The 24360-nt window shown below is 67.8% G+C and carries 26 protein-coding genes; 13 read left to right on the top strand and 13 right to left on the bottom strand.

The features are described from left to right. Positions 1-138: 138 nt before the first annotated feature. Positions 139-1485, bottom strand: coding sequence for an MFS transporter (locus KXC42_RS23005; protein WP_006550734.1), 1347 nt, complete (start codon positions 1483-1485; stop codon positions 139-141). Positions 1486-1789: 304 nt separating this feature from the next. Between KXC42_RS23005 and KXC42_RS23010 the strand changes: the two genes are divergently transcribed. From KXC42_RS23010 to KXC42_RS23050, 9 genes are all read left to right on the top strand, one after another. Next, entirely contained in the window at positions 1790-3034 is a 1245-nt protein-coding gene (locus KXC42_RS23010) for a CoA transferase (protein ID WP_006550735.1), read from the top strand. Next, positions 3031-4224 carry an acyl-CoA dehydrogenase family protein gene (locus KXC42_RS23015; protein ID WP_219129639.1) on the top strand — a complete coding sequence of 398 codons (1194 nt, stop codon included), beginning with the start codon at positions 3031-3033 and terminating at the stop codon, positions 4222-4224. Before KXC42_RS23010 ends, KXC42_RS23015 begins: the two co-directional genes overlap by 4 nt. Positions 4225-4266: 42 nt before the next feature. Beyond that, on the top strand, positions 4267-5424 hold the full coding sequence (locus tag KXC42_RS23020; RefSeq protein WP_219129640.1) for an acyl-CoA dehydrogenase family protein: 1158 nt from the start codon (positions 4267-4269) through the stop codon (positions 5422-5424). Between the two features lie 84 nt (positions 5425-5508). Further along, positions 5509-6129: an AIM24 family protein gene (locus tag KXC42_RS23025; RefSeq protein ID WP_064060041.1), complete on the top strand. Its 621-nt coding sequence runs from the start codon at positions 5509-5511 to the stop codon at positions 6127-6129. A gap of 6 nt (positions 6130-6135) precedes the next feature. After that, entirely contained in the window at positions 6136-6840 is a 705-nt protein-coding gene (locus tag KXC42_RS23030) for an AIM24 family protein (RefSeq protein WP_019290601.1), read from the top strand. Beyond that, positions 6837-7586 carry an AIM24 family protein gene (locus tag KXC42_RS23035; RefSeq protein ID WP_016693090.1) on the top strand — a complete coding sequence of 250 codons (750 nt, stop codon included), beginning with the start codon at positions 6837-6839 and terminating at the stop codon, positions 7584-7586. The genes KXC42_RS23030 and KXC42_RS23035 overlap by 4 nt, the downstream gene beginning before the upstream one ends. A 151-nt stretch (positions 7587-7737) precedes the next feature. Continuing rightward, the gene (locus KXC42_RS23040) at positions 7738-7935 is read left to right on the top strand and encodes a bacterioferritin-associated ferredoxin (protein WP_033097528.1); all 198 of its coding nucleotides are present in this window, start codon (positions 7738-7740) and stop codon (positions 7933-7935) included. A 48-nt stretch (positions 7936-7983) separates the two neighbouring features. Continuing rightward, positions 7984-8460, top strand: a complete 477-nt coding sequence (gene bfr / locus KXC42_RS23045; protein WP_016693088.1) for a bacterioferritin — start codon at positions 7984-7986, stop codon at positions 8458-8460. Between the two features lie 111 nt (positions 8461-8571). Then, positions 8572-8862, top strand: coding sequence for a GNAT family N-acetyltransferase (locus KXC42_RS23050; protein WP_024102424.1), 291 nt, complete (start codon positions 8572-8574; stop codon positions 8860-8862). Between the two features lie 19 nt (positions 8863-8881). On the opposite strand, the gene dmpG is transcribed toward KXC42_RS23050, so the two are convergent. From dmpG to KXC42_RS23070, 4 genes are all read right to left on the bottom strand, one after another. Next, entirely contained in the window at positions 8882-9937 is a 1056-nt protein-coding gene (gene dmpG, locus KXC42_RS23055; RefSeq protein ID WP_219129641.1) for a 4-hydroxy-2-oxovalerate aldolase, read from the bottom strand. Continuing rightward, the gene (locus KXC42_RS23060) at positions 9934-10866 is read right to left on the bottom strand and encodes an acetaldehyde dehydrogenase (acetylating) (RefSeq protein ID WP_019290597.1); all 933 of its coding nucleotides are present in this window, start codon (positions 10864-10866) and stop codon (positions 9934-9936) included. The genes dmpG and KXC42_RS23060 overlap by 4 nt, the downstream gene beginning before the upstream one ends. Next, complete coding sequence (locus KXC42_RS23065; protein WP_033097531.1) at positions 10863-11708, bottom strand: 2-keto-4-pentenoate hydratase; 846 nt, start codon at positions 11706-11708, stop codon at positions 10863-10865. The genes KXC42_RS23060 and KXC42_RS23065 overlap by 4 nt, the downstream gene beginning before the upstream one ends. Positions 11709-11799: 91 nt before the next feature. Next, a complete protein-coding gene (locus KXC42_RS23070; RefSeq protein WP_033097576.1) occupies positions 11800-12555 on the bottom strand; it encodes an IclR family transcriptional regulator in 756 nt (251 codons plus the stop codon). A gap of 138 nt (positions 12556-12693) precedes the next feature. Here KXC42_RS23070 and KXC42_RS23075 point away from each other — a divergent pair, with 138 nt between their 5' ends. Next, positions 12694-13230, top strand: coding sequence for a DUF1992 domain-containing protein (locus tag KXC42_RS23075; RefSeq protein WP_024102428.1), 537 nt, complete (start codon positions 12694-12696; stop codon positions 13228-13230). Here the strand turns inward: KXC42_RS23075 and KXC42_RS23080 are convergent. Together KXC42_RS23080 and KXC42_RS23085 are read right to left on the bottom strand one after the other, a co-directional pair. Beyond that, positions 13217-13870, bottom strand: coding sequence for a CoA transferase subunit B (locus tag KXC42_RS23080; RefSeq protein WP_037217389.1), 654 nt, complete (start codon positions 13868-13870; stop codon positions 13217-13219). The two genes, KXC42_RS23075 and KXC42_RS23080, sit on opposite strands and share 14 nt — an antisense overlap. 3 nt (positions 13871-13873) lie before the next feature. Continuing rightward, on the bottom strand, positions 13874-14635 hold the full coding sequence (locus tag KXC42_RS23085; RefSeq protein WP_071935901.1) for a CoA transferase subunit A: 762 nt from the start codon (positions 14633-14635) through the stop codon (positions 13874-13876). 202 nt (positions 14636-14837) lie between these two features. Between KXC42_RS23085 and KXC42_RS23090 the strand changes: the two genes are divergently transcribed. Beyond that, positions 14838-15611, top strand: coding sequence for an IclR family transcriptional regulator (locus KXC42_RS23090; RefSeq protein ID WP_019290591.1), 774 nt, complete (start codon positions 14838-14840; stop codon positions 15609-15611). A gap of 7 nt (positions 15612-15618) precedes the next feature. Here KXC42_RS23090 and KXC42_RS23095 read toward each other — a convergent pair whose 3' ends face one another. From KXC42_RS23095 to KXC42_RS23115, 5 genes are read right to left on the bottom strand one after another with little or no spacing between them, the layout of a single operon-like run. Next, positions 15619-16440 (bottom strand): CoA ester lyase, encoded by an 822-nt coding sequence (locus KXC42_RS23095; protein ID WP_064060045.1) that lies wholly within the window; start codon positions 16438-16440, stop codon positions 15619-15621. Further along, positions 16437-16931 (bottom strand): MaoC family dehydratase, encoded by a 495-nt coding sequence (locus KXC42_RS23100; RefSeq protein WP_019290589.1) that lies wholly within the window; start codon positions 16929-16931, stop codon positions 16437-16439. The genes KXC42_RS23095 and KXC42_RS23100 overlap by 4 nt, the downstream gene beginning before the upstream one ends. Beyond that, positions 16928-18091, bottom strand: coding sequence for an acyl-CoA dehydrogenase family protein (locus KXC42_RS23105; RefSeq protein ID WP_024102433.1), 1164 nt, complete (start codon positions 18089-18091; stop codon positions 16928-16930). The genes KXC42_RS23100 and KXC42_RS23105 overlap by 4 nt, the downstream gene beginning before the upstream one ends. After that, on the bottom strand, positions 18091-20124 hold the full coding sequence (locus KXC42_RS23110; protein ID WP_219129642.1) for an acetyl/propionyl/methylcrotonyl-CoA carboxylase subunit alpha: 2034 nt from the start codon (positions 20122-20124) through the stop codon (positions 18091-18093). Before KXC42_RS23110 ends, KXC42_RS23105 begins: the two co-directional genes overlap by 1 nt. Before the next feature lie 8 nt (positions 20125-20132). Continuing rightward, a complete protein-coding gene (locus KXC42_RS23115; RefSeq protein WP_019290586.1) occupies positions 20133-21752 on the bottom strand; it encodes a carboxyl transferase domain-containing protein in 1620 nt (539 codons plus the stop codon). Positions 21753-21841: 89 nt separating this feature from the next. On the opposite strand from KXC42_RS23115, the gene KXC42_RS23120 reads away from it, so the two are divergent. Together KXC42_RS23120 and KXC42_RS23125 are read left to right on the top strand one after the other, a co-directional pair. Beyond that, on the top strand, positions 21842-22501 hold the full coding sequence (locus tag KXC42_RS23120; protein ID WP_006550756.1) for a TetR/AcrR family transcriptional regulator: 660 nt from the start codon (positions 21842-21844) through the stop codon (positions 22499-22501). Then, positions 22498-23268, top strand: coding sequence for a thioesterase family protein (locus tag KXC42_RS23125; protein WP_219129643.1), 771 nt, complete (start codon positions 22498-22500; stop codon positions 23266-23268). The genes KXC42_RS23120 and KXC42_RS23125 overlap by 4 nt, the downstream gene beginning before the upstream one ends. 71 nt (positions 23269-23339) lie before the next feature. On the opposite strand, the gene KXC42_RS23130 is transcribed toward KXC42_RS23125, so the two are convergent. Beyond that, entirely contained in the window at positions 23340-24212 is an 873-nt protein-coding gene (locus KXC42_RS23130) for an LLM class F420-dependent oxidoreductase (RefSeq protein WP_219129644.1), read from the bottom strand. Positions 24213-24360: the final 148 nt, after the last annotated feature.

Raw genomic sequence — 24360 nt, forward strand, 5'->3', positions numbered from 1 at the left:
CACGGTTGCCGGGCAACCGTGGTGGGAAAAGACGACCGGCCGGGTGGTGGTCCTCACATTCGAGGAGACCATGCACCCGGCGGTAGGGGTAAGTCTTTCGGCGGAAGCTTCCGTTAGGCGGAAGCTATGCCGAACAGGTCAGGCGGCTGCCCGGATGATCTTGCGGTCGCGCTCCGGGTCGGCCAGGAAGAGCACCAGGATCGCGGCGAGCGCACCGAGTGCACCGATGACCTGGAAGGCCGTTGCATAGCCCTCCGCCGCGGTGGCGGCGTTGTCGACGAGGACACCCGTGCCGTAGGGGGCAACGAGACCGCCGACCGCCATCAGCGCGAGGAAGACACCCATCGTGCCGGCGGTCTGCTGCGGCGGGCACAACTCGGAGATCGCGGCGTTGATCAGCGGGAACGCGATGGCGCCGAAGCCGTAGCCGATGGAGACGACCGCGACGGCCAGAGCCGGCGTACCGATGGACGGGAGGAAGACCAGGATGGCACCGCAGATGAGCACACCGACGGCGGGCACGATGATGCGGACGACCCGCGAGCGGTAACCCTTGGCGCTGAGGCGGTCGGTGACCGTGCCCGAGCTGATCATGAGGAACAGACCGATGATGGACGGCAGGGCGAACATCGAGCCGGCCTGCAGAGCGCTGTAGCCGAGACCGACCTCGAAGTAGGACGGCAACCAGGTCAGGACGACGGTGGTGAGCGCGTAGACGACCATGATCAGGATCGCGCAGCTGATGAAGGTGCGAGTGAGGAAGATCTTGCGCCACGGCACGGACGGTTCGGTCTGCGCGGCGGAAGCGGCGGTCTCGGCGCCCTTGACGGCCCGGGTCGTGTAGGGGCCTTCCTTCCAGCCGAGGAGCCAGCAGCCCATCCAGATCGCACCGAGGATCGACAGCGAGATCAGCGCGGCACGCCATCCCCATTCGACGGTGATGAAGGTCAGGACGGGAGCGAGGGCGATCTTGGCGACCGAGGCGGAACCGGCCAGGAAGGCGCCGGGCAGGCCACGCTTGGCCGGCGGGTGCCACGAGTACGCGGCGGTGTGCATGAGCGCCGAGCTCGGTCCTTCGGCGAGACCGAGCAGCATGCGGGTGACGACCAGCATCGCGAAACTCGCACTGACGACCAGCGGCAGCATGACGAGCGACCAGGTCAGGCCGAGGGCCAGCAGGGCCCAGCGGAGGGTCATGTACTTGTTCAACGGCCCGGCGAAGAAACCGCCGACGGTGAATGTGACGAAGAACAGCGACCCGACCAGGCCGATCTGGGAGGAGCTCATGCCGAGCTCACGCGCCAGAGGCTGGGCGATGATGCCGAGGACGGCCTTGTCGGCGTAGTTGACGACGTAGAGGAAGATGACCAGGCCGGTCATGCTCCACGCGCGGCCGGGGGTCACGAGAGGTGTCGAGCCGGTCGTCGGCCGACCGGGCCCGCCGGCGGCTGCCGACTTGTCGTGCGCGATTTCGCCTGTGGTCACTGGGAGTCCCTTCAGAACTCGAGCGGGATGGCCGACTTACGAACGATCGGTATGTCGCTGTCGGAGGAACGTCACGCCTGGCGTCTGCATGTATTGAACGTGAGCCATGTCACCTGAAGCAAAGAGCGGGAGGCGAACGAATCGATCACTGAAACCTATGACTCATCACACGGCGGATTCAGGCCGCATCGAGTATTGGTCTGCGCTAACCGAGCGATAGCCGATCGGTGCTGTTCCGGGCGGCAAAACCTGGGCATGCTGACTGTGCCCGAAACAATCTGCGACGAGGACGAGCGAGCCCAGCATGAACTCCACCGCTTCCACCGACGAACTGCCCTCGTCCACTGCACCCCTCGCGGGAGTGCGCGTGGTCGAGGTGTCCAGCTTCGTGGCCGCACCCCTGTGCGGCATGACCCTGGCCGCGCTCGGCGCCGACGTGATCCGGGTCGACCCGATCGGCGGCGCTGCCGACTACCGCCGCTGGCCGGTCACCGACGGCAACGAGTCGATCTACTGGGCCGGCCTGAACAAGGGCAAGCGATCGCTCGCAGCGGATTTCCGTAGCCCGGAGGCACAGAACCTGATCCGCGACCTGATCATCGATGCCGGCGTGCTGGTCACCAACGCCGCCGGTCGCTCGTGGCTCGACTACGACGAACTCGCCGCGATCCGCCCCGACCTGATCCACGTGCAGGTCCTCGGTCGCGCCGACGGCACCGGCGCCGTCGACTACACCGTCAACGCCGCCGCCGGTTTCCCGCAGGTCACCGGTGCCGAGAACGTCTCGACTCCGGTCAACCACGTGCTGCCCGCCTGGGACGTCTCGTGCGGCCTGTACGCGGCCCTGTCGGTTGCCTCGGCCGTCTACCGTCGCGAGATCACCGGCGCCGGAACGAGAGTCGTTCTCCCGCTCGAGGACGTCGCGTTCGCGACCGTCGGCAATCTCGGCTACATCGCCGAGGCCCAGCTCGGCCGCCCCGTCCGGGAGAAGGTCGGCAACTCCGTCTACGGCACCTACGGCGCCGACTTCGCCACCAGCGACGGTGCACGCTTCATGCTCGTCGCGCTCACGCCGCGCCACTTCCGCGATCTCACCGAGCTCACCGGCACCGCCGAGGCCGTGGCCGCACTCGAATCCGCCCTGAGCGTCGACTTCCGCGACGAGGGCACCCGGTTCGAGCACCGCCACGTGCTCAACAGCCTGTTCGGCGCCTGGTTCTCGCGCCACACCGCCGACGAGGTCGAGACGGCGCTGGGCGGCACCTCGGTCCTGCACGAGCGCTACCGCACGTTCGCCGAACTCGCCGCCGACCCGCGCGTGACCGACAACCCGATGTTCCACAAGCTCGACCAGCCGCGCATCGGCAGCTACCACGCCCCGAGCACCCCGATGTCCTTCGACGGCCGGTACCCCGAGGTCCGCCCCGCGCCGGCCAACGGCGACGACACCGCCGAGGTGCTCACCGAACATCTCGGGCTGACCGACGACGAGATCGACGCCCTCGCAGCATCCGGCACCATCCGCATCTCCCAGAAAGAGCACGCATGACCCGCCTCGCCCAGACCCTCGGTCTGACGGAATTCCAGTCCGAGATCCTCGACACGGTCCGCGCCTTCGTCGATCGCGAGATCATCCCGAACGCTCAGGAACTCGAGCACTCGGACACCTACCCGCAGGCCATCGTCGACCAGATGCGCGAGATGGGCCTGTTCGGGCTGATGATCCCCGAGGAGTACGGCGGGCTCGGCGAGTCGCTGCTGACCTACGCGCTGTGCGTCGAGGAACTCGCCCGCGGCTGGATGAGCGTCTCCGGCGTCATCAACACGCACTTCATCGTCGCGTACATGATCCGCCAGCACGGCACCGAAGAGCAGAAGCAGTACTACCTGCCCCGCATGGCCACCGGTGAGGTCCGCGGCGCGTTCTCGATGTCCGAGCCCGAACTCGGCTCCGACGTCGCCGCCATCCGCACCAAGGCCAAGCGCGACGCCGACGGCAACTACGTCATCAACGGCCAGAAGATGTGGCTGACCAACGGTGGTAGCTCCACTCTCGTCGCCGCGCTGGTCAAGACCGAGGAAGGCTCCGACAAACCCCACAAGAACCTGACCACCTTCCTGGTCGAGAAGCCTGCCGGCTTCGGTGAGGTCGTCCCGGGCGTCACCATCCCCGGCAAGATCGACAAGATGGGGTACAAGGGCATCGACACCACCGAGCTCGTCTTCGACAACTACAAGGCCTCGGCCGATTCGATCCTCGGTGGGGAGCCCGGCAAGGGCTCCTTGCAGATGATGGACGGTGTCGAGGTCGGCCGTGTCAACGTCTCGGCCCGCGCGTGCGGTGTCGCGATCCGCGCCTTCGAGCTCGCCGCCCGCTACGCCCAGCAGCGCACCACCTTCGGCAAGCCCATCGCCCAGCACCAGGCGATCTCGTTCTCCCTCGCGGAGATGGCCACCAAGGTCGAGGCCGCCCACCTGATGATGGTCAACGCCGCGCGTCTGAAGGACTCGGGTGAGCGCAACGACGTCGCCGCCGGCATGGCCAAGTACCTCACCAGCGAATACTGCTCCGAGGTCACCCAGGCCGGCTTTCGCATCCACGGCGGCTACGGCTACTCGAAGGAGTACGAGATCGAGCGCCTCATGCGCGAGGCTCCCTTCCTGCTCATCGGCGAGGGTACCAGTGAGATCCAGAAGACGATCATCAGCAAGGGCGTGCTGCGCAGCTACGCACTGTAAGGTGCTCCCCCACAATCACATCCATCCCTGGAAGGACAACGCGTGAAGCGCACGCTGTACAACGAGGATCACGAGGCGTTCCGGCAGACCGTCCGCGACTTCATCGCGAAGGAGGTCGTGCCCGTCTACCCCGAGTGGGAAGAGACCGGCCATCCTCCGCGCGAGTTCTACAGCCGCATGGGCGAACTCGGGCTCCTCGGCATCCAGGTTCCCGAGGAGTACGGCGGAGGCGGCGAGACGTCGCTGAAGTTCAACGTGATCCTCGCCGAGGAGGCGTCGGCGGCCGGTGTGTCGTTCGGTTCGTCGTCGGTGCACTCGAACCTGATCCTGCCGTACATCATGCAGAACGCCACCGAGGAGCAGAAGCAGCGCTGGCTCCCCGGGTTCGCCTCGGGTGAGCTGATGTTCGCCATCGCGATGACCGAGCCGGGCACCGGTTCCGACCTCGCCAACATCGCGACCACCGCGAAGCTCTCGGAGGACGGCAGCCACTACGTCCTCAACGGCGCGAAGACGTTCATCACCGGCGGTGCTCTCGCCGACCGCATTCTCGTCGTGGGCCGCACCTCGCCGTACAACCCCGAGGACCGTCGCGGTGGCCTGTCGATCCTGGTGGTGGACACCAAGAGTGAGGGCTTCGCGGTCGGACGCAAGCTCCACAAGATCGGCCTCAAGACCTCGGACACCGCCGAGCTGTCGTCCGACGACGTGAAGGTGCCGGTCGCCGATCTGCTCGGCAAGGAGGGCGAGGCGTTCTCGTACCTGACGCAGAACCTCGCGCAGGAGCGTCTCACCATCGCGTTCGGTGCTGCCGCCACCGCGGCCGCGGCGATCCAGCACGCCATCGCATACACCAAGGACCGCAAGGTCTTCGGCAAGCCGGTCGCGTCCTTCCAGAACACCAAGTTCGTGCTCGCCGAGTGCTCGACCGAACTGCAGGCCATGCAGATCATGGTCGACAACGCGATCGAGCTCAACGACCGCGACGAACTGACGGTGCCCGACGCCGCCCGCGCGAAGCTGTTCGCGACGGAGGCCGCCGGCCGCATCATCGACAAGTGCCTGCAGCTGCACGGCGGCTACGGCTACATCACCGAGTACCCCATCGCCCGCCTCTACGCCGACACCCGCGTGACCCGCATCTACGGCGGCACCAACGAGGTCATGAAGACGATCATCGCCAAGGATCTGGGACTGTAGGTCTTCTGTAGTTCTTCGGTGGAGTGGGCCCCGCTACCGGGGGGTTCACTCCACCGAAGTCGTTTCCGACTATCGTTTCCCGCCATGCGGCTAGTCGTGAAGACCAAGAGGGTGATCGAAGCCCACCTGAACAATTCGTCCGTCCGGGCCCTGTCGGGGTCGATGGTGGCGTACGAGGGCCAGGTCGGTTTCAAGTCCGCCGGTTTCGGTGGTGGCGAGGGTGTTCTCTCCGGGCTGCGGCAGCGCGCGACGGGTGAGGGGCTCTCGCTCATGGAGTGCAGCGGCACGGGCATCGTCTACTTCGCGCACCAGGCGCAGGACGTCACGGTGCTGGAGCTGAACAACGAGACGCTGCAGGTCGAGTCCGAGCAGTTGCTGGCGCTGAGCGGGAATCTGAACACGAACGTGACGTTCGCGGGTCTGCGCGGCGGCATGAGCGGCCAGGGTCTGTTCACCACGACGGTGACGGGGACCGGGCAGGTCGCGCTGCTCTCCGCCGGGGGTCCGCTCATCCATCTCGAGGTGTCGCCGCAGCATCCCCTCGTCGTCGATCCCGACGCCTTCGTGTGCGCGAAGGGGCAGCTCACGCAGTCGTTCGTCACCGACGTGTCGTGGCGCTCGGCCATCGGTCAGGGCAGCGGCGAGGCGTTCTCCCTCGAGTGGGTCGGCGTGGGCGTGGTCTCCATCCAGCCGGCGGAACGGTAGGAACAGATGAGCTTCACGAAGATCAACGGCAAGGTCGTGCGCGTCGACCTGCGGCAGTCCGGTCCCGTCGTGGCCCGCCGCGGCGCGATGCTGTTCTACACCGGCAACGTCCGGTTCTCCCCCCACGGTGTTCCCGGTGGCGTCGGGGGCGCTCCGGGTCTCGGTGGTCTCGCCGGTATGGCGGGACGCATGCTGCAGGGTGAGCACGAGGCCACGATGCTCGCGCAGGGCGACGGTGTCGTGCACTACGGCTTCCGCGGTCTCGAGACGCACATCGTCGACATGTCCGCGGGCGGTGAGCTGCGGGCGGAAGCGTCGCGCCTGCTCGCCCACACCACCGGTCTGCAGTCCACGGTCGTCTCGGTGGCCGCCGCCTCCGGTGGGGGCGGTGGCGGCGGGGGTCTGCTCGGGGCGCTGCGCGGCGCCGCCACCGGAGCGATGACCGGCACCGGCATGTTCACCACCCAGCTGATCGGCCAGGGCGCGGCGGTGCTGCTCGCCCATGGCGGCGTGTTCGAGCTTCAGGTGGGCGGTCCGACGCCCGTGGTCGTCGACCCGCAGGCGTTCGTGGCGTCCTACGGCCCGGTCCGCACCGAACTGAAGTCGTCGATGAGCTGGCGGAACGTCGGTCGCACCGGTGGGGAGGCCATGCAACTCGAATGCAGCGGACAGGGCATCGTCTACGTGCAGGCATCGGAGGAGAAGCTGTGAGTACCGTTCTGAACCCGTCGAGCTTCGGCGGCAGCGACAACGTGCCGGGCAACCCCTACGCCTACTGCATCGACCTGCAGACGCCCTGGTTCCTGTCGAAGGGCGCGATGATCGCGTACTACGGTCAGGTGCAGTTCTCGGCACTCACCCACGGGCTGCAAGGACACCTGCTGCACATGGTGGCCCAGCAGTTCTCCGCTCCGCTCTATCTCGGCGACTACGTCGTGGCCGAAGGCTTCGGGAAGCTGATCATCGGCGACCGCGGATACGACATCAACTCGTACGACCTCGACGACGGCAACCTCACGATCCGGCAGGCCAATCTGCTGGCCTTCGAACCGGGCCTGTCGCTCAACCAGTCGATCGTCCCGGGTTTCCTCACCCTCATCGGTACGGGCCGTTTCCTCGCGTCGTCGAACGGGCCGGTGATGTTCGCCGAGCCGCCGCTGCGGGTCGACCCGGAGGCGCTCGTCGGGTGGGCCGACTGTCCGTCCCCCAGCCATCACTACGACGAATCGTGGATCACCGGATTCGTCTCGGCCGGGGCGCGGCGTTTCGGTGTGCAGTCCGGTGAGGAACGGCAGTTCGATTTCACCGGTGCCGGCACCGTCCTGATCCAGTCGAGCGAGAAGGTCCTCGACGATTCGTCGCTGGTGCGCACGATCGAGAACCAGATCCCAGGCCTCACCTCGCCCGGTCTGCACCGGATCAACCAGGTGGTCTCGCAACACCTGCAACAGCAGTAGCTGCAGTATCACACCCTGGGACGGACCTGGGCATAACACGGATCCGACCTCCTCTTCTTGTGACTACTATCACAAGCTAGGCTAGCCTAAGCCGATGTAAGGTTTGGGCAACCTAAGTGAGTGTTCCCTCAGTCGCAGAAAGGTGGCTCTGATGATCGTCTGCAGTTGCCACGCTCTTACCCACCACCACATCGAGGCAGAGGTGGCTGCGGGAGCACGCTGTACCCGCGAGGTGAGCGCCAAGTGCCGCGCCGGCACCGATTGTGGCAGCTGCGTCCGGAACATCTCCGCGATCATCCGGCAGGCCCGCCGGCGAAATGAGACCATCGAACTCGAGACCGCCGTGTAGCCAGCCCCTACCCGGCGGTAAACCTGATGGTTCACCCCGGGAGGTGCCATGAAGGGCGACAAGAAGGTCATCGAGTTGCTCAACGAACAACTCACCGCCGAGCTCACCGCGATCAATCAGTACTTCCTGCATTCGAAGATGCAGGACAACCGCGGATGGGCGAAACTCGCGAAGCACACTCGCGACGAGTCGTTCGACGAGATGCGTCACGCCGAGAGACTCACCGATCGGATCCTCTATCTCGACGGACTCCCCAACTACCAGCGCCTCGGGGCGTTGCGTCTGGGTCAGACCGTCAAGGAGATGCTCGAGGCCGACCTGCAGGTGGAGATCGAGGCCCGCGACCGGCTCCGGAAGGGAGCCGAGTACATGCGCTCGGTCAGCGACATCACCTCGGCCAACATCTTCGAGGAGATCCTCGCCGACGAGGAAGAACACATCGACTATCTCGAAACCCAGCTCGATCTGATCGAGCAGCTCGGCGAACCGCTGTACCTCGCCCAGCACATCTCTCCGCCGGAATAACCCGGCACAGCAGAACGGGCCGCGGCATTGCGCCGCGGCCCGTTCTCTATGCTGTGGACACACCAGCTTGGCTGTGGGACACACCAGCTTGTCGACGGTGAGAGGAAGACCATGAGCGATTCGTCCGTGACCGTGGTGCACAACGCCGAGAAACAGAGGTACGAAGTCCGGGACGACGACGCCGTCGTCGGATACACCCAGTACCACCCCGACGACGACGGCCGCCTCGTCTTCGACCACACCGAGATCGACAAGGGTTACTCCGGTCAGGGACTCGGAGGCAAGCTCGTCGGTTTCGCCCTCGACGACGTCCGCGAACGCGGCAAGCGCATCGTCGCGATCTGCTCGTACGTCGACAAGTTCATCGAGAAGCACCCGGACTACCGGGATCTGACCGACTAGACATGCACGCGGGCGCTGGTCAGTTCCCCGCGCGGTTGCGCAGGTCGAGTGCGACGTCGGTGATCATGTCCTCCTGCCCACCGACGAGGCCACGACGGCCGATCTCGACGAGGATGTCGCGGGTGTCGAGACCGTAGATGCTCGCGGCGGTCTCGGCGTGACGCAGGAAGCTCGAGTACACGCCGGCGTAGCCGAGGGTGAGGGTCTCGCGGTCGACCTGCACCGGACGGTCCTGCAGCGGGCGCACGAGATCGTCGGCGGCGTCCTGCAGCCCGAACAGATCGCACGAGTGCTTCCAGCCGAGCAGGTCGGCGACGGCGACGAAGGGCTCGATCGGGCAGTTGCCGGCACCGGCACCGTGTCCGGCCAGCGACGCGTCGACGCGGATGACGCCTTCCTCGACGGCACACACGGAGTTGGCGACCGACAGCGACAGGTTCTGGTGCGCGTGGATGCCGATCTGCGTGGTCTCGTTCAGGACCTCACGGTAGGCACGCACACGCTCGCGGACACCGTCCATCGTGAGGCGTCCGCCGGAATCGGTGACGTAGACGCAGTCGGCGCCGTAGGACTCCATGAGCTTCGCCTGGCGGGCGAGCTCCTCGGACGGGGCCATGTGCGACATCATCAGGAAGCCGGACACGTCCATGCCCAGCTCTTTCGCCGCGGCGATGTGTTGCGCGGAGACGTCGGCCTCGGTGCAGTGCGTCGCGATGCGCACCGACCGCACGCCGATCTCGTAGGCACGCTTCAGCTCGTGGACGGTTCCGATACCGGGCAGGAGCAGCGTGGTGAGCGTGGCCGAATTGATCGCTCCGGCAGCGGATTCGAGCCACTCCCAGTCGGTGTTGCTGCCGGGACCGTAGGTCAGCGAGTGACCGGCGAGACCGTCGCCGTGGGAGACCTCGATGGCATCCACACCAGCACGGTCGAGCGCACCGGCGATCTTCGCGACGTCCTGTGGCGTGATGCGGTGGCGGATGGCGTGCATGCCGTCGCGCAGGGTCACGTCCTGGCTGTACAGAGCCGTTCCGTCGCTTGCGAATTCGCGAGGCGTCGTCGTTGCCGCGGTCATGCCGTCACCTGATCCTTCGTGCGTGCCGCCACGGCGCGTGCGACCTGCAGCGCCGCGGAGGTCATGATGTCGAGATTGCCCGCGTACTCGGGCAGGTAGTGCGCTGCGCCCTTGACCTCGAGGAACACCGCGACCTTCCACAGAGGGCCGGTGTGGTCGGTGAGCGTCTCCATGGGCTCGGTGACCTCGGTGAACTGCACCTCCTGCTTGAGGGTGTAGCCGGGCACGTATTCCTGGACCTTCGCGACCATCGCCTCGACGGACGCGACGATCTCGTCCTTGCGGTCCTCACCGACGAGAGCGAGCACGGTGTCGCGCATGATCATCGGCGGCTCGGCCGGGTTGAGGATGATGATCGCCTTGCCGCGCGTGGCGCCACCGATCTTCTCGATGGCCTGCGAGGTGGTCTCGGTGAACTCGTCGATGTTGGCGCGGGTGCCGGGGCCGGCCGACTTCGAGGAGATCGAGGCGACGATCTCGGCCCAGTGCACCTTGGTGACCTGCGAGATGGCCGCGACGATCGGGATGGTGGCCTGGCCACCGCAGGTGACCATGTTGACGTTCGGGGCGTCGAGGTGCTCGGTGAGGTTCACCGGCGGCACCGTGTACGGGCCGATCGCGGCCGGCGTCAGGTCGATGAGCATCTTCCCGTGGGGGCGCAGGACCTTCTCGTTGTACTCGTGGGCCTTCGCCGAGGTTGCGTCGAAGACGATCTCGATCTCGTCGAAGCGCGGGTGCTCGACGAGTCCTTCGACACCGGTCGAGATGGCGTCGATGCCGAGGCGCTTCGCCCGTGCGAGGCCGTCGGATTCGGGATCGATGCCGACGAGGGCGACGGTTTCGAGTTCGGCGTCGGCCAGTCGCTTGATCTTGATGAGCAGGTCGGTGCCGATGTTGCCCGACCCGATGACGGCAACCTTGGTGGTCATGAGTTCTCCTGTGCGGTGGAGCTTTCGGAAGAGAAACGCGCGGTGACGGTGCCGAGCGAGGAGATCTCGGCGCGGACCGTGACGCCGGGCGGCGCCGGAACCATCGGGCCGAGTGCCCCCGACAGCACGACCTGCCCTGCGCGCAGGGGCTGCCCGAACTCGCGTGCCGTGCGCGCGAGCCACAGCAGGGCGTTCAGCGGATCGCCGAGGCAGGCTGCGCCGTTGCCCTCGGAGACGAGCTCGTCGTCGACGTACATCCGCATGGTGGCGTCGATCGGCTCGAACTCGTCGAGGGTGAGCGTCTGCGAACCGAGCACGTACAGGCCGCTGGATGCGTTGTCCGCGACCGTATCCGTGATCTTGATGTCCCAGCCGGCGACGCGGCTGTCGACGATCTCGAGAGCGGCAACCGCGTGGCCGACGGCGGCGCGGACGGTCGCGAGATCGAGATCGTCCGAGTCGAGGTCGGCGGAGAGGACGAAGGCGATCTCGGCCTCGGCCTTCGGCTGCAGCAGGCGCTCACTGGGCACCTCGTCGAGAGCGGTGACGTCCATGTCCTCGAAGAGGACACCGAAGTCGGGGCGGTCGACACCGAGCTGCTGCTGCACCGCCGGCGAGGTCAGGCCGATCTTGCGTCCGACGATGCGGGCACCTTCGGCGAGCCGGCGGTCGGTGAGCTGCTGCTGCACCGCGTACGCCAGGTCGATGTCGGTCTCCCCGAGCAGGTCGCGGACCGGACCGCACGGTGTGGAGCTGCGTGTGGCCTCGATGAGACGGTCGGCCGCCGCACCGGCGATGCGGGTGCGATCCGCCGCTGATGTGGTGTTGGAGCTGGTAGTCATCACGTCCTCGTCGTTCGATGGATTACGACCATCGTGGCGGCGAGGTCCGCCCCCGTACAGGGGGTCGTTCCGGTGAGTGGAACGTGCGCGCTCAGAGGTTGCGAATGGCCTCGCGGCGGGCGTGGGTGGCGGCGATACCCGCGGCGGCGGCCTTCACCGCTCCCTCGTGCTTCTCCGGACGGAACCGGGTGACGGGACCGGTGACGCTCACCGCCGCGATGGGACGCTCGTCCGCGTCGAGGATCGGGGCGGCGACACAGGCCAGGCCGACCGCGGACTCCTCGAACTCGAAGGCCACCCCGCGCTCGAGCACGGTCGCGAGATTCGCCCCGAGCCGCCCGGGGGTCGTGATGGTGCGGGGAGTCTTGCGCGCCAATCCGGCCTCGACCACCTCGGCCAGCAGCTCCGGTGGGGAGAACGCGAGAAGAGCCTTGCCGATCCCGGTGCAGTACATGGGCATTCGCCCACCGATCCGGGACGGCGTGGACGCGGGGCGATGTCCGCCGATCTTCGAGACATAGACGACCTCGACACCCTCGGGGACGCCGAGGTGCACGGTCTCGTGGGTGCGCTCGTAGAGGTCCTCCATGAACGGGATGGCGACCTCGACCAGGCCCCGCTCGAGGGAGGCGCGCAGGCCCAGTTCGAAGAGCTGCCCGCTCAGGCGGTAACCGGCCGGGTCCTTGTCGAGCAACCGGACGGCGACGAGGTCGCCGACGACGCGGTGCAGCGTCCCCTTCGGCAGACCGGTGCGTCGACCCAGTTCGGCGAGGGTGAGGACGTGGTCGTCGGCGGTGAACGCCCACAGCACGGTGACGACCTTGCCGAGCACCGTGTTGGTGTCCACCCCGTCGCCCGGCGGGCGGGCATGCACCGGCGACTCGCGCTGTCCTTCCACGTGGCTCAGGTTAGGACACCAGCACCGTGTGGCGGTCGGGACCCACAGCCGCCCGGACCCGGTGCCCGCCCCTGGCATCCTGGATGTGTGACCGAGCGCAAGCGGTGGGATCTGACGTTCGAGACGTGGATCGAACGGCAGATCCGCGTGGCGCAGGACCGGGGCGATTTCGACGATCTGCCCGGTTACGGCAAACCCATCCCCGACCACGGCGACGACGAGCTGTGGTGGGTGAAGAGTTATCTGGCGCGCGAAGGTCTTTCAACGGAGGCTCTGCTGCCGCCCGAATTGCAGTTGCGGCGCGAGATCGAGCGGCTGCCCGGCACGGTCGGGTCGGCTCCCAGCGAGAAGGTGGTGCGCGAGATCGTCTCCGATCTCAACCGGCGGATCGCCGACTGCCTGCGGTTCCCGAGCGGACTGCCCGTGCCGATCCACAAGGTCGACGCCGAGGAGATGGTGGAGGTGTGGACCGTCGAGCGGGCGCGTCGTCGTGAGGAGGCCCGCACGGCTCTGAACTCGACGCGACCCCGGCTCGAGACGGAGTCCGAGGCCGGGGCCGTGCGCAGGGGGTGGATCTTCCGGTGGTTCCGCAGGCGGAACCGGCCGGTCGTCAGGGAAGGGTGAGCGGTGCTCCGGTCGCGGCGCGCACCTGATCCTCGGTGACGCCGGGGGCACACTCGGTCAGGACGAGGCCGTCGGCGGTCACGTCGATCACCGCGAGGTTGGTGATGATGCGCTGGACCACGCCCTCACCGGTGAGCGGCAGCGAGCACTCCGAGACGATTTTCGGGTTGCCCTGCTTGTCCGTGTGCTCCATGAGCACGATGACCGTGCGGGCGCCGTGGACGAGGTCCATCGCCCCGCCCATGCCCTTGACCATCTTTCCGGGCACCATCCAGTTGGCCAGATCGCCGGTGGCCGAGACCTCCATGCCGCCGAGCACGGCGGTGTCGATGTGGCCGCCGCGGATCATGCCGAAGCTCAGCGCCGAGTCGAAGAAGGCAGCGCCGGGGTTGACCGTCACGGTCTCCTTGCCGGCGTTGATCAGGTCGGGATCGACCGAGTCCTCGGTGGGGTACGGCCCGGTGCCGAGGATGCCGTTCTCACTGTGCAAGGTGACGTGCACACCCTCGGGCAGGTAGTTGGGGATCAGGGTCGGCAGGCCGATACCGAGGTTGACGTACTCCCCCGGCGCGAGTTCCTGCGCGGCGCGCGCGGCCATCTGTGTGCGCGTCCAACCGAGTGTCTCGACAGCTGTGGTCATGTTCTACGCTCCCTTCGCGGCGCTGACGGTGCGCTTTTCGATCTGCTTGTCCTGGACACCGGTGTGCACGACCCGGTTCACGAAGATTCCCGGCAGGTGCACCTCGCCCGGATCGATCTCGCCCGGCTCGACGAGTTCCTCGACCTGGGCGATGCACACGCGGCCGGCCATCGCGGCGAGCGGGTTGAAGTTCATCGCGGCCTTGTTGAACACCAGGTTGCCCTCGGTGTCGCCCTTGAGGGCGTGCACGAGCGAGAAGTCGGCGGTGATGGACTCCTCGAGCACGTACCGCTTGCCGCGGAACTCGCGGATCTCCTTCGCCGGCGACGCCACGGCGACCGAACCGTCGGCGTGGTACTTCCACGGCAGTCCGCCCTGCGAGATGGGCGTGCCGACGCCGGCGGGGGTGAAGAAGGCGGGGATGCCTGCGCCACCGGCGCGGAGCTTCTCGGCGAGGGTGCCCTGCGGGGTCAGCTCGACCTCGAGCTCACCCGAGAGGTACTGCCGGGCGAATTCCTTGTTCTCCCCGACATACGACGCGGTGACCCGGCGGATGCGCTTGCTGCCCAGCAGGATTCCGAGACCGTGGCCGTCGACACCGCAGTTGTTGGAGAACACCTCGAGGTCGGTGGCCCCGGCGTCGGCGATGGCCCGGATCAGGATGTCGGGGATACCGCACAATCCGAATCCGCCCACCGCGAGCGTCGCACCGTCACGGATGTCGGCGACGGCCTCCGCCGCCGTCTCGAACACTTTCGTTGCCAACTCTCACCTCTCGGGTTTCCGGGGGAGCCGCCGGGCTCCGCTGGACAAATCACGTCCACTGGATGAACGCAGTCGCATGCTTGGTTTCTACTAAAGAGTCCGCAGGTGGCGAACACAAGTACCTGCCGGAATCTCTCTGAAATTGATCGTTCATCGAACAGAGACGCTATATGCGTTCACTGAGTGGACGTAGAATCGAGGTATGTCGTCCGATGCACGGGGTCAACTGGTCGCGCGGATCGCCGCCCTGCTGCGCACCGTCTCGTCGCACGAACCGGAAGGGGTGACGACCTCGGAGGTCGCCCGCACCACCGATCTCGCCCGGCCCACGGTGCACCGGCTGCTCAGCTCGCTCGCCGACGAGGGGCTCGTCGACCGGGATCCGGCGTCGGGACGCTGGGCCCTCGGACCCGAGCTCTACCTGCTGGGATCGCTCGCCTCCGTGCGCTACGACATCACCGATCTCGCGGGCGACGTGCTGCGCGATCTGGCGCGCGCGACCGGCGAGAGCGCCTTCCTCTCCGCGCGGCGGGGCGACGAGACGGTCTGTCTGGCGATGGAGGAGGGCAGCTTCCCGCTGCGTTCGCACGTGCTCCACATCGGGATCCGGTTCCCGCTCGGGGTGGCGTCGGCGGGGCTGGCGATCCTCGCGCACATGCCCGATCAGGAGATCGAGGCGCATCTGTCGCGGGTGGATCTCACGCAGGATTGGGGACCGGACCACGCGCGACCCGCACTGGAGAAACGGATCGAGACGACACGGCTGACCGGCTACGCCGTCAATCCGGCACTGATCGTCGAGGGCAGTTGGGGAATGGGCGCCGCGGTGTTCGATCACCGCGGCGCCCCGACCTGGGCGTTGAGTCTGACCGGCGTGGAGAGCCGGTTCCGGCCCGATCGTGTGCCCGAACTCGGTGAGGCGCTGCTCGACAGCGCCCACCGTCTCACTCAGTTGTTGCGTCACCGTCCCCGGTGACACTCGGTCATGCCGAGGCGGCGGCCGACGCGCGCTGCAGCACGCGTTCGGCGTGGCGCAGCACCGGGGCGTCGACCATCTTCCCTTCGAAATCGAAGACGCCGCGTTCCGATTCGGCGGCCTCGAGAACGCGCCGCGCCCACGCCTCCTCCTCGGGGGTGGGCGCGTACGCCCGGCGGACGACGTCGACCTGGCTCGGATGGATCGACACCTTGATGTCGAATCCGACCGCCACGGCGTCGAGCGCCTCCTCGTACAGGCCGTCGGTGTCCTTGATGTTCAGGTACACCGAGTCGAGCGCCCAGCGGGCGTGACCCTTCGCGGCGAGCAGGGTCACCGACCGGGCGTGTTGCGCGACCGCGCGGTACGTCCCGTCGGCGTGACGGCTCGCGTTGCCACCGAGTCCGGCGACGAGATCCTCGGCACCCCACATCATTCCGAGGGTGTTCTCGGCGACGGCGATGTCCTCCACCGCGAGCACCCCGAGGGGCGACTCGATGAGCGCGACCACCTCGAGCGGTGCGAGCGAGCGCACCTCGTCGCCGCTCTCGCACTTGGGCAGCATGACCCGCGTGTACGACGTGCGGCGCAGTGCCTCGAGATCGGCCTCGTGGTCGGCCGTGCCCACCGGGTTGACCCGCACCACGGTGCGTTCGGGGTCGAGCGGAGTGGCGATCAGCGCCTCACGGGCCGCCGGCTTGTCGGCCGGCGCGACGGCATCCTCGAGGTCGATGATCACCACGTCGGAACGTTCGGCGGCCTTGGCGTAGCGCTCCGGACGATCGGCGGGACAGAAAAGCCATGCGGGGCCGGGGAGTTCCCAGGTCATGTCGTGGGCCTCTTCTGGACCAGGGTCTTGCGCACGGCGACGGCGACGACATCGCCGTGCTGGTTGCGACCGGTGTGTTCGAGGGTGACGATGCCCTCCCCCGGCCGGCTCTTCGACTCGCGCTTGTCGACGATCTTCGTCTCGGCGTAGAGCGTGTCGCCGTGGAACAACGGCTTGGGGAAGGAGATCTCGGAGAACCCGAGATTCGCGACGATCGTGCCCTGCGTGAGCTGGGCGACCGACAGTCCCACGAGCGTCGAGAGCGTGAACATCGAATTGACCAGACGCTCACCGAAACTCGTCTCGGCAGCGTATGCGGCGTCGAGGTGTAGCGCCTGCGTGTTCATCGTCTGCGTCGTGAACAGCGTGTTGTCGGCCTCGGTGATCGTCCGGCCGGGGCGGTGCTCGTAGATCGCGCCGAGTTCGAACTCCTCGAACCACAGGCCACGCTGGACGATCCGCTTCTCCACGGTGGTGTCGGTCTCGCTCACAGTCCCAGCTCCCGTCCGATGAGCATGAGCTGCACCTCGGTGGTGCCCTCACCGATCTCGAGGATCTTGCTGTCGCGGTAGTGGCGCGCCACGGCGTACTCGTTCATGAAGCCGTAGCCACCGTGGATCTGCGTCGCGTCGCGCGCGTTGTCCATCGCGGCCTCGGACGCGACGAGCTTGGCGACCGCTGCCTGCTTCTTGAACGGCTTGCCGGCGAGCATCGCGGCGGCGGCGTCGTAGTAGGCGGTGCGTGCGGCGTGCGCACGTGCCTCCATGCGGGCGATCTTGAAGGCGATGGCCTGGTTGTTGCCGATCGGGCTGCCGAACGCCTCGCGCTCCTTGGCGTACTTCACCGATTCGTCGACGCAGCCCTGCGCGGCGCCGGTCGACAGCGCGGCGATGGCGATGCGGCCCTCGTCGAGGATGCGCAGGAAGTTGGCGTAGCCGCGGCCCCGCTCGCCGAGGAGGTTCTCCTCGGGCACCCGCACGTCGGCGAAGGTGAGCGGATGCGTGTCGGAGGCGTTCCAGCCGACCTTGTTGTAGGCGGGTTCGGCGGTGAAGCCCGGCGTGGAGGTCGGCACGAGGATCGTGGAGATCTCCTTCTTGCCGTTCTCCCGCACATCGGTGACGGCGGTGACGGTCACGAGCGAGGTGATGTCGGTGCCGGAGTTGGTGATGAACTGCTTGTTGCCGTTGATGATCCACTCGCCGTTCTCGAGCTTGGCGGTGGTCTTGGTGCCTCCGGCGTCGCTGCCCGCACCCGGTTCGGTGAGCCCGAAGGCCGCGAGGTTGCGGCCGCTCGCGAGCTGCGGCAGCCACTCCTGCTTCTGCTTCTCGTTGCCGAAGCGGTAGATCGGCATCGCGCCGAGCGAGACACCGGCCTCGAGGGTGATGGCGACGGACTGGTCGACCTTGCCGAGTTCCTCGAGCGCGAGGCACAGCGCGAAGTAGTCGCCGCCCATGCCGCCGTACTCCTCGGGGAACGGCAGGCCGAACAGGCCCATCTCGGCCATGCCCTGCACGACCTCGTAGGGGAACGAGTGCTCGGCGTCGTGCTTGGCGGCGACCGGCGCGACCACCGTGCGGGCGAAGTCGGCGACCGTCTTGCGCAGCTGCTCGTACTCGTCGGGAAGTTGGCCCGTGGCCAGGTATTCCGTCATCACTTTGTCTCTTCCGTGTCGGCGTGCGGGGTGATTCGCACGAGAAGTTGATCGACCTTGACCTGCTCACCGGCGGCCGCGAACAGTTCGACGGTGCCGTCGATGGGGGCGGTGAGCGAATGTTCCATCTTCATGGCCTCGACGACGACGAGCGTCTGCCCGGCCGTGACGGTGTCGCCGGGGGCGACGGACACCGCGATGACGGCGCCGGGCATCGGGCTGGTGATGTCGGCGTCGCCGGCGTGGGCGTCGTCGCCGCGCACCGACGCCTCGCGCACCTCGCGGACGGCGACGCTGCCGTGACCGTCGGAAAGCCAGACCGCACCGTCGGATTCGCCGACGCGGTAGCTGTGACGCCGGCCGTCGAGCACGACCGCCAGAGCGGAGCCGTGCAGCACGGCGCTGAACCGGTAGGTCTCGCCGTCCTCGACCTCGGCGACACCTGCCGCCGGAGTTCCGGTCAGGCGCACATGTGCGGTGCGGTCGCCGGAGGTGAGCCGCGACGTGACGGGCCGGTGGGCACCGACGCGCCATCCGTCGGGCACCGCCCACGGATCGGTGGTGTCGCCCGCCCAGCGGTCGAGCCACCGCAGGATCGCCGCGGCGACGAGCGTGGAATCGGCGGTCGTGGGGGCGGTGTAGTCGCCGAGTCGACGGTCGAGCAGGCCGGTGTCGAGCGCACCGGCGATCACGTCGTCGTCGGCGAGCAGGAACCGCACGAAGTCGACGTTGGTGACGACGCCGAGCACGGCGGTCTGTGCGAGCGCCCGGTCGAGGCGACGCAGCGCACCGGTGCGGTCGTCGGCGTGGGCGATGACCTTGGCGAGCATCGGGTCGTAGTCGCTGCCGACCACGGTGCCGGCGCGGATGCCGGAGTCGACGCGCACGCCGGGGCCGGTGACGTTCCCCGTCGCTGCGCTCGCCCCGAAAGGCTCGACGACATCGACGATCTCACCGCCGGTCGGGAGGAAGCCGCGGGCCGGATCCTCGGCGTAGACGCGGGCCTCGATCGCGTGGCCGGTGAGGGTGATGTCGTCCTGGGTGAAGCCGAGCGGCTCACCCGCGGCGATGCGCACCTGCCACTCGACGAGGTCGAGGCCGGTGACCATCTCGGTGACCGGATGCTCGACCTGCAGCCGGGTGTTCATCTCCATGAAGAAGAACTCGTCGGGCTTGTCGGCGGAGACGATGAACTCGACGGTGCCGGCGCCGGTGTAGTCGACGCTGCGCGCGGTGTTGCACGCGGCCTCACCGATGCGGGCGCGGGTGGCCTCGTCGAGCAGCGGCGAGGGCGCTTCCTCGACGACCTTCTGGTGCCGTCGCTGCAGGCTGCACTCGCGCTCCCCGAGGTGCACGACGTTGCCGTGCGCGTCGGCGAGGACCTGGACCTCGATGTGCCGGGGGCGCTGCACGAACCGCTCGAGGAAGAGGGTGTCGTCGCCGAACGCCGACGCCGCTTCGCGACGGGCGGATTCGAGCGCGGCGGGCAGATCCTTCGGGTCCTCGACGAGGCGCATGCCCTTGCCGCCACCGCCGGCGGACGGCTTGACGAGCACGGGATAGCCGACTTCCTCGGCGCCCGCGATCAGTTCGTCGTCGCTCAGTCCGGGCCGGGAGATGCCGGGCACGACGGGAACGCCGAACTCCGACACCGCGGCCTTGGCGGTGATCTTGTCGCCCATGGTCTCGATGGCGTGGGCGGACGGGCCGAGGAAGGCGATACCGGCAGTGGCGCACGCGGCGGCGAAAGCCGAATTCTCCGAAAGGAATCCGTAGCCGGGATGGATGCCCTGTGCACCGGTGGCGAGCGCCGCGTCGATGACCTTGTCGATCACCAGATAGCTCTCGCGCGCCGCGGCGGGTCCGAGCAGCACCGCGGTGTCGGCCTCCTGCACGTGCCGGGCGTCGCGGTCGGCCTCGCTGAACACGGCGACCGAGCGGATGCCCATCGCCTTCAGGGTGCGGATGACGCGCACCGCGATCTCACCGCGGTTGGCGACCAACACCGTGTCGATCCGAGTCGTATCAGTCATGGGTGCACTCACATCCGGAAGACGCCGTAGGAGACCGGCTCGAGCGGGGCGTTGGCGCACACCGACAGTGCCAGTCCGAGAACTTTTCTGGTGTCTGCGGGATCGATGATGCCGTCGTCCCACAGGCGCGCGGTCGAGTAGTAGGGATTGCCCTGTTCCTCGTACTGGGCGCGGATCGGAGCCTTGAACTCCTCCTCCTGCTCGGCCGTCCAGGGATTGCCCGATGCGTCGAGCTGGTCGGAGCGCACCGTGGCCAGCACCGAGGCGGCCTGCTCGCCGCCCATGACGGAGATGCGGGCGTTGGGCCACATCCACAGGAAGCGAGGCGAATACGCGCGACCGCACATCGAGTAGTTGCCGGCGCCGTACGAGCCGCCGATGACGACGGTCAGCTTCGGCACCCGCGCGCACGCGACCGCGGTGACCATCTTCGCGCCGTGCTTGGCGATGCCGCCGGCCTCGTAGTCGCGGCCGACCATGAAGCCGGAGATGTTCTGCAGGAACACCAGCGGGATCGAGCGCTTGTCGCACAGTTCGATGAAATGCGCTCCCTTGACGGCGGATTCGCCGAAGAGAACGCCGTTGTTCGCGATGATGCCGACCGGGTGGCCGTGGATGCGTGCGAAGCCGGTGACGAGAGTCTTGCCGTATTCGGCCTTGAACTCGTGGAAGCTGCTGGATCCATGGCCGTCACCGCCGGCGCCGTCGACCACACGGTCGATGACCTCGTGCACGTCGTAGGGGATGCGCGAGTCGGTGGGCACCACGTCGTACAGCTCGGTGGGGTCGGCCTCGGGTTCGACGGTGGGTTCGACGTCCCACGGACGCGGGTTGCGCGGACCGAAGGTGGAGACGATGTCTCGCACGATGCGCAGCGCGTCGCGGTCGTCCTCGGCCAGGTGGTCGGTGACGCCGGAGACCTTCGAGTGCAGGTCGCCGCCGCCGAGCTCTTCGGCGGTGACGACCTCGCCGGTCGCGGCCTTCACCAGCGGCGGGCCACCGAGGAAGATGGTGCCCTGGTTGCGGACGATGACGGCCTCGTCGCTCATCGCGGGGACGTAGGCGCCGCCGGCGGTGCACGAGCCCATGACCGCGGCGATCTGCGGAATCCCCTTGGCGCTCATGGTGGCCTGGTTGTAGAAGATGCGGCCGAAGTGCTCGCGGTCGGGGAAGACCTCGTCCTGCCGCGGCAGGAAGGCGCCACCGGAGTCGACGAGGTACAGGCACGGCAGGTTGTTCTGCAGCGCGACTTCCTGCGCCCGCAGGTGCTTCTTGACCGTGATCGGATAGTAGGTGCCCCCCTTGACGGTGGCGTCGTTCGCGACGATCACGCACTCGCGGCCGGCGACGCGGCCGATGCCGGCGATCATGCCGGCGCCGGGGCACTCGTCGTCGTACATGCCGTCGGCGGCGAGGGGCGACAGTTCGAGGAACGGGCTGCCCGTGTCGAGCAGTTCGTCCACGCGGTCGCGGGGAAGCAGCTTGCCGCGGGCGACATGCCGCTCCCGGGCTTTCTCGCTGCCACCCAGGGCTGCGGCAGCGAGCTTGTCTCGGAGCTCTCCGACCAGCTGTTCGTGCTGGTCGCGGCTGGTTGTCGAGGCCGTCTCAGCGGTTGTCACGGACACCATCCTCGGTAGATCGACTAATCGCCATTAACTGAAATCTAGGTTAGTTATGATTAACCGAGTTGTCCAGACCACACCGAGCGGAGATTTTCATGACCGAGTCCGCGATCGACGTCTCGACCGCATCGGGACGCCCGACGCGGCGTAGCCTCGCCAAGGCGGAACGCCGACGGGACCTCCTGCGTGCCGCGGCGCACCTGATCGCCGAACGCGGATTCCCCGGGGTCCGCCTCGAGGATCTCGGTGCGGCCGTGGGGATCAGCGGTCCCGCCGTGTACCGACACTTCCCCAACAAGGACGCCCTGCTCGTCGAGATCCTCGTCGAGATCAGCCGCCGCCTCCTCGCAGGTGGCACGCAGGTCGCCGAGACGACGCCCGACCCGCGCGACGCCCTCGAGGGCCTGGTCGACTTCCATCTCGACTTCGCGCTGGGCGAGCCCGATCTCATCCGCGTGCAGGACCGCGAGTTCACGTCCCTCCCCGACGAGGGGCAGCGGGAGGTGAGGGTGACCCAGCGTCGCTACGTCGAGATCTGGGTCGACGCCCTGCGCCGCATCGACCCCGCACTGCCCGAATCCGATGCGCGCACGATGGCGCACGCGACCTTCGGACTCATCAACTCGACACCGCACAGCGCCGACCCGCGTTCCCCCGAAGGCACCCGCGCGGTGCTGCGACGCATGGCACTGGCAGCTCTCGCCGCGACCCCCTCGGCTCTCGCGGCAGAGCCGTCACGAACGGAGACCGCATGAGCTACTTCGAACGACTCGGCCCGACCTCCTTCCGCGCCACCGAACATGTCGGTGGGGCGTGGAACGAGGCGGAGCAGCACATCGCTCCCGCTCTCGGGCTGATCGCCCACGTCGTCGAATGCGACCGCGACGCGCGGCGCGACGACGACCTCACGATCGGACGCCTGTCGTACGACATCCTCGGCACCGTGCCCGTCGGTCCCGTCGTCACGACGGTCGAGGTCCTGCGGCCCGGACGCACCATCGAACTCGTGGAAGCGACCCTCGCCTACGACGGGCGCGCGATCGTGCGTGCGCGCGCGTGGCTGATGCAGACCCGTCCCACCGCGGAGATCGCCGGCACCACGCTGCAGCCGATTCCGACGCCCGAGGACTGCGAACCCTGGGACCCGACGACGCTGTGGCCGGGAGGATTCATCGACTCGGTGGAGGTGCGCCGCGTCTCGACCGCACCCGGACGGGCCTCGTTCTGGGTGCGCACCGGTCTCCCGCTCGTGGAGGGCGAGAAGGTCAGCGATCTCGCCGCCACGGCCGGCCTGTTCGACATCGCCAACGGCATGGCGGTGCGTGCCGATCCGAGAACGGTCGCCTTCCCCAACGTCGACCTGACCGCGCACCTGTTCGCCGAACCCCGCGGGGAATGGGTCGGCTTCGATACGTCGGTCTCGTTCGGCGCCGACGGCATCGGCCTGACGAGCACGGTGCTGCACGATGCGACCGGACCGATCGGCACGATGTCCCAGATCCTCACGGTGCGGCCGATCTGAGCGGCCACACCGATCCGGTGACCTCGGGGTCCGGTGACCGCGGGGTTCGGTGACCTCGGGGTTCGGTGGCCTCAGCTCAGCAGCGCGGACGCGAGCTGCCGGTAGCCCTCGCTCGGGAAGGTGAACGGATCCGCGGTGAGCACCTGGATGGCGACCTCGTCGGCACCGGCGGCGTAGTGCTTCTCGATGCCGGCGACGACGCTGTCGAGATCGCCCCACGGGATGAGCACGTCCATCAGGCCGTCGCTGCCACCGTCGGCGAGGTCCTCGTCGGTATACCCGAGACGACGCAGGTTGTTCGAGTAGTTCGGCAGCGCGAGATAACCGCGCATGTACTCGCGGGCGATGTAACGCGCAACGGTCTCGTCGGTTTCGAGGACGACGGCCACCTCGGGCGCGAGCAACGGCTCCGAGCCGAGGGCCTCACGCGCAACCGCCGTGTGCGCGGGCGGCACGAAGTACGGGTGGGCTCCTGCCGCGCGCTCGGCGGACAGCTTCAGCATGCGCGGGCCGAGCGCCGCGAGAACCCTGCGATCGGTGGGCACCGGCGTCGATGCCGCATCGAGGCCGTCGAGGTACTCGACCATCCGGCTGTAGGGCTTGGTGTAGCTGGTGTTCTCCCGCGCGTCGACGACGGGAGCGTGACTCGTTCCGACGCCCAGCAGGAAACGACCGGGATACCGCGACTCCAGATCGGCGACCGCAGCCGCCGTGGTCTCCGGGTCGGCGTGCCAGATGCTGATGATGCCGCTCGCCAGCTCGAGCGTCGTCGTCGCCGCGAGCAGTTCACCGTAGACGGAGGGGAAGCCGTCCTTGAATCCGCCGGACGTCCACAACCGGGAGTACCCGAGCTCCTCCAGTTCGTGGGCTGCATCGAGCGCCTGCTCGCGAACCTTCCGACTGAGCCAGAACGCGCCACCCCACACACTCACTCGTCGTGTCATGCGACCGACCCTAGTCGCGTTCCGGCACTCGGTGCAGCCGGTTCGGCCCGTGGCCGGATCGGAACGGCTCCACCGGTCGGCTACAGTTCGCATTCGGGTTCAACAGACAGCCCGTCCATACGTGTGTTCGCAGACCGACAGGTTCGGG

It is taken from the genome of Rhodococcus sp. LW-XY12, assembly GCF_019317345.1.
GTDB lineage: Bacteria > Actinomycetota > Actinomycetes > Mycobacteriales > Mycobacteriaceae > Rhodococcus > Rhodococcus pyridinivorans.